Origin of the sequence: Kitasatospora sp. NPDC059817 (assembly GCF_042731835.1) — a bacterium.
Taxonomy (GTDB): domain Bacteria; phylum Actinomycetota; class Actinomycetes; order Streptomycetales; family Streptomycetaceae; genus Kitasatospora.
Map to the genome: position 1 here is coordinate 1 of NZ_JBHWIR010000272.1, position 6,691 is coordinate 6,691.

The following is a 6,691-nucleotide window of genomic DNA, read 5'->3' on the forward strand; positions in this document are numbered from 1 at the left end:
TGGGTCGAGCCTCGGGGGGGGGGCGCCGTGTCGGGGGGGGGCCCGGCCCCCCCCGGTACGGCCCCCGGGGCGGGCCCGGCGGGCGGGGCCCCGCGCCCTGCCCCGTGCGGTGCCGGGCTGCGGCGGCGGTGCGTCAGCCCTGTACGATGTCGCCGCCCGCCTGCCCGGCGCCCTCAGCCGTTCCTGCCTTCTCACGCATCTTGCGCACCAGCTCCGCCTTCTGGTCGGCTGCACCCTGGCGGTCGAGGTTGCGGTGCGGACCGTTGTTCTGCCGTTCGGCGCGGGACTGCCTCTTGCGCTGGCCGCCGCCCATGCCCACGGGGTTGTTGATGTTCTTGCTCACGGTCGTGGGTTCTCCCGGTGGTGAAGTGAAGTGAAGTGAAGTGATCTACGGATTCATCGGTGGGGGACGGGCGGCGACGTCGAAGGACGTCAGCAGGGGCCCATCACGCGCTCACTCGTAAATCGGGGTCTGGAAGAACATGGCAAAGACGTTACCCGGTTCCGTCGGCCCTGCACACCAACCTTTTCGCCGCTCCCGCGTCGGCCGGGCCTTCGGCGAGCGCCCGGGGCCGGCCGGTTCCTTCCGGGATTCCCAGCACCGCCAGCACCCGCCGGTCGTCGCCGCCCGCCCTGTCCAGATGGGCGTTGCCGGGCCGCGGGGGCGCTGCCAGTGGTCGCGAGCACACTGATGGCATGAGAGGTCATCTCACTTGCGTCCCGCCGTTGCGGGACAACCCTTGGCTCGGGCAGCGGCGATTCACCTGCCGATTCCCGTTCCCGTGTCCTTTTGGCCACGCGGTGGACATCGCCCATGGGGAGAGGACACGGAATCCGGGATCCCACACCGCCCGCTGGCCGGCCGGGACACCCTTCGCTGCCACTCGCCAGCCCGGGCGGATCAAGTTCGACTACCCACTGGATACGGATGGTGATCTTCCGGACGGTGTGTCGTCTTGAGCGTGTCCTCGCCCGCTGGTCCTGACGTACCTCGCGCACCGCCCCGCACGCTCTGCCGCCACGCCCGGCCGAACGGCAAGCCTTGGACCAGGGTCACCGCGTTCAGGAAGGAGAAGCACATGGGACAGCGTGCGCAGCGGGGCAGGGTGTACCGGCGATGTGGGTGCCGGGACGAGGGCGGGCGGCAGTTGGGTGCGTGGTGTGTGCGGTTGCTGGAGGAGGCGGGTCACGGGTCGTGGACGTACTGCGTTGACCTGGCGCCGGAGGACGGCCGGCGTCGTACGCGGCGTCGTGGCGGGTTCGCGACCGAGGCGGAGGCTGCGCAGGAGCTGGCGGCGGTGCTGGAGGGTGAGCTGAGCGGGTCGTACGAGGAGCGTCGTACCACCGTGGCGGACTACCTGCGGGAGTGGCTGGCCGCGTGGAAGGAGGATCTCACCGTGAACACCTATGCCGGTTACGCGGCGTACGTGGAGAGGGACCTGATCCCGGCGTTCGGGCGGTGCCGGTTGCTGGACCTGCGGCCGAAGCAGATCGAGGACTGGATGGCCGCTCAGCGGAAGGCCGGGCGGGGCCGGGTCACGCTGTACCGGGTGGTCTCGACGCTGCCCAACGCGTTGAACCACGCGGTGCGGTCGTGGCGGCTGAAGTTCAACCCGGCCGAGCACTGCGTGCCGCCCAAGCCCCGCGCGCAGGAGCGGACCTGCTGGACCCCGAAGGAGGCCGCGTCGTTCCTGCGGCACAACGCCGAGCAGTACGCCGACCAGCTGGCCGACCTGTTCGAGGTGATGCTCGGTACCGGCATGCGCCGCAGTGAGGTCCTCGCCCTGCACTGGTCGGACGTCCACCTCATGGACCGAAAGCTCTTCGTCCGCTGGACCCTGTCCGCCGTGGACAACGGTACGGGGTGAACCGCGACGGGGCCGGTCAGGCATGGCGCAGCGCGTGCCGCTCGTCCAGTCCTTCGGTCAAGAGGTGTTGGTCGACCACGTCGTTGCCTCCGAGAATGGCGCGTTTGGCCGCGGATTCGGCGGCCTTGACCAGCTCGGCGTGGCTGAGCTGGTCGACCTTGGTGATCAGGTCGGACCAAGGTACGCCGGTGGTGTCCATTCCGGCTAGGCGTCGTTGCAGGATCTCGATCGCCTGTTCCGGGGAGGGTGGTGCGTAGTGGACGACGAGGTCGAAGCGACGGAAGAGTGCGCGGTCGAGGAGGTGGCGGTGGTTGGTGGCGGCGACGACGAGGCTTTCGGTGGGGGCTTCGTCGAGGAAGAGGAGGAAGGAGTTGAGGATGCGGCGGGCTTCGCCGACGTCGTTGCCGGCGGTGCGTTCGGCGCCGAGGGCGTCGAACTTGTCGAAGAGGTAGACGGCGCGGGTCTCGGCGGCGGCTTCGAAGACGGTGCGGAGCTTGGTGGCGGTCTCTCCCATGAAGCGGCTGATCAGTCCGTCGAGGCGGATGGTGAACAGGGGCAGGGAGAGTTCTTTGGCCAGTGCGGCGGCGGTCATGCTCTTGCCGGTGCCGGGCGGCCCCGAGAGGAGGATGCGGTGTACGGGGGTGAATCCGAAGCGTTCCAGGCGGGCGCGCTGGCGTTGCTCGTGCAGGACCTTGTCCAGGGGGGCGCGGACGTCGTCGGCGAGGGTCATGTCGTCGAGGCGGACGTCGGGGTAGCCGGCGGTGAGGAGGCTGGCGAGTTCACCTCTGGGCTGGACGACGGGTGTCGGGGCGAGCCTGAGGATCTTCTCGGCCCGGGCGGCATCGATGATCTCGCGGAGTTCGACGGCGAGCTTGCCGTGGGCCTGGCGCGCGGACTTCGCGGCCACCTGGAGGGCGATGCTGTAGAAGCGGTCCTCGTCGCCGGCGGCATGGGCGTTGAGGAGTGCCTTGAGGTGGTCAGCCGTGGCAGCCACGCACCTCACACTCCTCTTCAGCAGACCGGCCCGCCACTCTAGCGAGCGCCCCGGACAACCGATACCCACGGCGCGCGCTCCAGCGCCGTGGGTATCGTACGGCGGCATGGGCGCCCGCTCGACCGCGGGCCGGAAGGGCTCTCGGTCACCGAGCCTGCCACGCGAGGTGGACTCGGCGGCGCTGTCCTGTGAAGAGCTCCAGGCCTGGCGAGGTCCTCCGGCGAGCGGCGTAGCCACGCGTCGAACGGCTTCGGGACTGCGGCTTGGAATCGGGGGGTGGGGCGTCTCTGGCCGGTGCGCCGGTCAGAGACGCCCGAGCCTCGCGTCGGCAGCAGGAGTCTCGTCCTCCTCGGGGTCCGGGCGGAGCATGTCGAGGAGGTCGCGAGCTGCCCAGTCCGGGAGGGTCACTGCTGGCGGGATCTGGCTCGGGTGTCGCGGGGTGAGAGCCGGTGCGATGCTGAGACGGACAAAACGCCAGTGCGGCGCTCGCGTGGCCGCGTGGGGCAAGGCAGGAAAGCCGGCCGGCGAAGAGGGCCACTGCGGGGAATTGAGGTGCCCATGGCGGAATTGGCTCGGGAGAACCGCAGGGCCGCGGTGGACCGGTCGGAGGGCTTCGGTGAGCGGCTGCTGGGCCAGCTGCTGGACCGGGCTCACGAGATGCCGCCGCAGCTCATCGCCCCGCTGGTGGCGGAGGAGGTCCGCGCGATCGGTGGCCGGGACGTCTCGATCCTTCTGCAGGATTACGGCCAACTCATGCTGGTGCCGCTTCCAGGCAGGGGACTCACCGGTGGAGACCCGGTGCCCATCGACGGTTCCCGGGCCGGCGAGGTCTTCCTCCGTACGACCCCGGCCGAGCACCGTCAGGCCGACGGGATACGGATGTTCCTGCCGCTGTTGGACGGCAGTGACGAGGTCGGGGTCATGGCCGTCACCCTCGACAGCGTCGATGACGACGACCGCCGGTTACTACGGCGTCTCGCCGGGCTGGTCGCCGACATGCTGGTCACCAAGAACGGCTACACGGACCAGTTCTTCCAGGCGCGGCGCCGCGAGCCGATGAGTGTGGCAGCGGAGATCCAGTGGTCACTGCTGCCCCCGCTGTCGATGAACACCCCGCAGGTCGCGGTCGCCGGGATCCTGGAGCCCGCCTACAACGTCGCCGGCGACAGCCTGGACTACGCCCTGAACGACGACATGCTGCATCTGGCCATGATCGACGCGATGGGCCACGGCTTGAACGCCGCCGTGCTGGCGACCGTCGCCGTGGGCGCCTATCGGCATGCCCGGCGGGCCGGTGTCGGGCTCGCCGAGCTCTATGCGTTCATGGATTCCGCGATCGACGAGCAGTTCGGCCCGGACCAGTTCGTCACCGCGCAGATGATGCGCATGGACATCGGAACGGGCGAGCTGCAATGGGTCAACGCAGGCCACCCGGCACCGCTGCTGATCCGCGATCACCGGGTCATCCTGACCCTGGACAGCCCCGGCACCCTACCGGTCGGCTTCGGCGGTGCCACACCACAGATCAGCGTGCGGCAGCTCCGGCGCGGCGACCGGGTGCTCTTCTACACCGACGGACTCGTCGAGGAACACCAGAACGGCGGGGAAGAGTTCGGCGAGGAACGCCTGATCGCCACCATCGAGCGCGTCGGACCCGCCGGTGGAGGCGTGCAGGAGATGGTGCGGAGCCTCTCGCACACCCTGATGCGGGAGCGGGGCGGAACCACCACCGACGACGCGAGCCTCTTTCTGGTCGAATGGCGGGGCGGCACCGCCGACCACCTCGCAAACCCAGAACTGTAGAACACGATGCAGACCCGCAGCGGGGACCACACCTTTGACATGGGACGTCTCCGGCAACCTCGAGAGCGGGACGCCGGCGTCCTGCCACCCGGTCGGGAAGCCTCCACCAGCCGCCCTCTGCCCTCCCGGGTGGGCCCTGGCCCTGGCCGGAGTACGGTGGAAGAGCTCACCGTCTGCGGCATGCACAGCTTGGGGTACCCCGCTGCAGCACTTGGTCATCCGGAATGAGCCCGGGGTAGGTGTTCGACATGACCGCGTCCTTCGATCCCGCCGCCGACCAGCCCTCGGAGCCGGAACCACCGGTCCGGCTCCGGCTGACACCCGAGGGCACCACCCCCGGCCGGCTGGACGGGGCCTGGTGGCCCCGCTCGCACGACCTCCTACGTGAACTTCCCCCGCTGGCAGCAGCGCTGGACCCCAGGTGGGGGCGGATCACCCGGGTCACCGTGAACCCGGCGCACTGGCCGGTCATCCCCCGGCGGGTCCCGGTCGCAGGCCACGTCATCCACGTCGGGTGGTTCGACCAGGAGCAGGACGCAGACGAGGTGATGGTGTGCTCCTTCATCCCGCTGCGCCTGGAACTCCTGGTGATTCCCCCCGACGCCGAGGCCTCCGCCGCCGAGAGGCTGATGACAACGGCGTCCGACCCGGCCAACACGCGCACCGGCACCGACCTCCTGACAGCCGCAGGTGTTCCGGCAGCAGACCGGCCGCAGACAGACGGATAACGCCGCCACCAGCGAACGGCACCACGCGGTTCGCCACCGGCTCCGGCTCATTTCGCATCGGGTCGAGGCGGTGGCGTGCCAGAGCGACTGTGCCGCCGCGTGGCCCCATGCAGCCCTGCGCCTCGCCGACCCCGCACTGGATGACCAGATCCGCGCGGCTCAGTACGCGGAGCCACTTCGCAGATAGGTGCCCGCGACCTCAAGCCACGCCCCAGGGCTGAAGCAAACCTCGACCGCGTGCGGAGTGTCTTCGAAGACGCGCAGGATCCGCAGTGCTCCGCTCGGATGAAGGTCGTACTCGTACGTGAGGCCGCCGGGGACGTCCTGGTACTGCATGTCCAACGGCCCCTTGGACGGCTCGGACGGCGACCTGGCCTCGGCCGAAAGTTTCACGTACACGGACATGTCTCCACCATGCCTTTCCTGCCACCCATACAACCCATACGGGTGGCGCCTCGGTCAGAACGATTCGCCGGAAGGCTCGGAGCCAACCGGTGGCGATGAGGATCCGCTGCGCCGAGTCGGTGCCGCCGGCCTCGACCGCCCGCGCCATGGGGGCGTGGGCCGCATCGAGGCTTGCTTGCGAAGGGATGACGAGCAGCGTGAAATGATCGCGATCACCCGCGTGATGATCATCGTGTCATCACCGACCGGGTTCCAGTTGATGTGCACGGACCGGCCGTCGACGACCAGAGGGGGCGGGATGTCGTCCCCCGCGTCCGCATTCAGGCCGGTGCTCGTGACAGGGCCCAGATGCTCGGTCAGCGCAGGGATGAGGCCGGGCAGCTCGGCACCGAGGTCACGGGAACGAGGCCACCACGCACCATCGAGTGTCCCCTCGCGCGACCGCGTCGGCTCCGGACTCAGCAGCACCGAACCGGGTTTTGCAGACTCGCGGAACCGGTCCGGCAGGAGCGCCGGGAACGGCGTGTCGGAGTCGTCCGCCATAGCCCGCCACCCATCTGCAGGCCCCGGGAAGAGCCCACTCACCAGGGAGGACGACGCCGCGGACAGCCAGCACCTGAACCACCCCGGTGTCCCCACCGTACTCCGACCGGTCATCGACCTCTCCAGGCCGACCGGCCGGCGCAGGCCGGAAGGCGGTACGGAGGAGCGATGGCGCGGCTCGGGGTGAAGGGCGATGACCGCATCGTCGACCTGTCGTGGTGGGAGAAGGCAGCGGCGCGTCGCCGTGAGGTCCGCTGTCGGCGACGGCTCAATGTGAGGCCGGGTTCGGCGGTTCAGTTGTGGGCCATCCGTAGTCTCGTCGGATGTGTCAGTCGTTGCTGCTGGTGGCG

7 protein-coding genes are annotated in these 6,691 nt (G+C 69.6%); 3 read left to right on the forward strand and 4 right to left on the reverse strand.

Features of this window, described 5'->3' with window-relative positions; genetic code table 11:
• Nucleotides 1-133: 133 nt before the first annotated feature.
• On the reverse strand, nt 134-343 hold the full coding sequence (locus tag ACFV61_RS32975) for a DUF6243 family protein (protein WP_380423863.1): 210 nt from the start codon (nt 341-343) through the stop codon (nt 134-136).
• A gap of 736 nt (nt 344-1,079) precedes the next feature.
• Here ACFV61_RS32975 and xerC point away from each other — a divergent pair.
• Complete coding sequence (xerC, locus tag ACFV61_RS32980) at nt 1,080-1,868, forward strand: tyrosine recombinase XerC (protein ID WP_380495686.1); 789 nt, start codon at nt 1,080-1,082, stop codon at nt 1,866-1,868.
• 16 nt (nt 1,869-1,884) lie between these two features.
• Here the strand turns inward: xerC and ACFV61_RS32985 are convergent, their stop codons facing one another.
• Nucleotides 1,885-2,862 (reverse strand): AAA family ATPase, encoded by a 978-nt coding sequence (locus ACFV61_RS32985; RefSeq protein ID WP_380495688.1) that lies wholly within the window; start codon nt 2,860-2,862, stop codon nt 1,885-1,887.
• 558 nt (nt 2,863-3,420) lie between these two features.
• On the opposite strand from ACFV61_RS32985, the gene ACFV61_RS32990 reads away from it, so the two are divergent.
• Nucleotides 3,421-4,665 carry a PP2C family protein-serine/threonine phosphatase gene (locus ACFV61_RS32990; RefSeq protein WP_380495690.1) on the forward strand — a complete coding sequence of 415 codons (1,245 nt, stop codon included), beginning with the start codon at nt 3,421-3,423 and terminating at the stop codon, nt 4,663-4,665.
• A gap of 248 nt (nt 4,666-4,913) precedes the next feature.
• The gene (locus ACFV61_RS32995; RefSeq protein ID WP_380495692.1) at nt 4,914-5,393 is read left to right on the forward strand and encodes a DUF5994 family protein; all 480 of its coding nucleotides are present in this window, start codon (nt 4,914-4,916) and stop codon (nt 5,391-5,393) included.
• Nucleotides 5,394-5,552: 159 nt separating this feature from the next.
• Here the strand turns inward: ACFV61_RS32995 and ACFV61_RS33000 are convergent, their stop codons facing one another.
• Both ACFV61_RS33000 and ACFV61_RS33005 read right to left on the reverse strand, forming a co-directional pair.
• A complete protein-coding gene (locus ACFV61_RS33000; RefSeq protein ID WP_380495693.1) occupies nt 5,553-5,792 on the reverse strand; it encodes a hypothetical protein in 240 nt (79 codons plus the stop codon).
• 60 nt (nt 5,793-5,852) lie between these two features.
• Nucleotides 5,853-6,341: a DUF5994 family protein gene (locus ACFV61_RS33005; RefSeq protein ID WP_380487717.1), complete on the reverse strand. Its 489-nt coding sequence runs from the start codon at nt 6,339-6,341 to the stop codon at nt 5,853-5,855.
• Nucleotides 6,342-6,691 lie beyond the last annotated feature (350 nt).

Excerpts from the sequence above, each read along its gene's own strand:
- ACFV61_RS32995 (WP_380495692.1), top strand. The coding sequence starts at position 4,914 with ATGACCGCGTCCTTCGATCCCGCCGCCGACCAGCCCTCGGAGCCGGAA.
- xerC (WP_380495686.1), top strand. The coding sequence starts at position 1,080 with ATGGGACAGCGTGCGCAGCGGGGCAGGGTGTACCGGCGATGTGGGTGC.
- ACFV61_RS32990 (WP_380495690.1), top strand. The coding sequence starts at position 3,421 with ATGGCGGAATTGGCTCGGGAGAACCGCAGGGCCGCGGTGGACCGGTCG.
- ACFV61_RS33005 (WP_380487717.1), bottom strand. The coding sequence starts at position 6,341 with ATGGCGGACGACTCCGACACGCCGTTCCCGGCGCTCCTGCCGGACCGG.